The organism is Streptomyces violens (assembly GCF_000717745.1).
GTDB lineage: Bacteria > Actinomycetota > Actinomycetes > Streptomycetales > Streptomycetaceae > Streptomyces > Streptomyces violens.
In genome coordinates this window covers 1-315 of record NZ_JOBH01000048.1, presented here as the reverse complement: position 1 = coordinate 315, position 315 = coordinate 1, and the positions used below count along the sequence as shown (strand labels likewise).

The following is a 315-nucleotide window of genomic DNA, read 5'->3' as shown; positions in this document are numbered from 1 at the left end:
GCTGGACACCTGCGAGCACCTGACCGATGCCTGCGCGTTCGCCGCCGAGGCACTGCTGAGGGCGGCGCCCGGCCTGCGGATCCTGGCGACCAGCCGTCGTGCCCTGGACGTGGTGGGCGAGCGGATCCTGACCATCGAGCCGTTGCCGGTGCCCGAGGTCGACGATGCGCGGGCGGGCGCGGCGGATGCGGTGCTCCTGCTCACCATGCGGGCCAAGGAGGCGGTGCCCGGTTTCACGGTCACCGATGCCGACCGCGCGGAGCTGGTACGGCTGTGCCGGCGGCTGGACGGGCTGCCGCTGGCGATCGAGCTGGC

General features: G+C 74.0%; 1 pseudogene. It reads left to right on the top strand.

Going from position 1 to position 315, the window contains the following annotated elements:
• Positions 1–315, top strand: a pseudogene (locus tag IF04_RS36360) (ATP-binding protein); the annotation flags it as partial.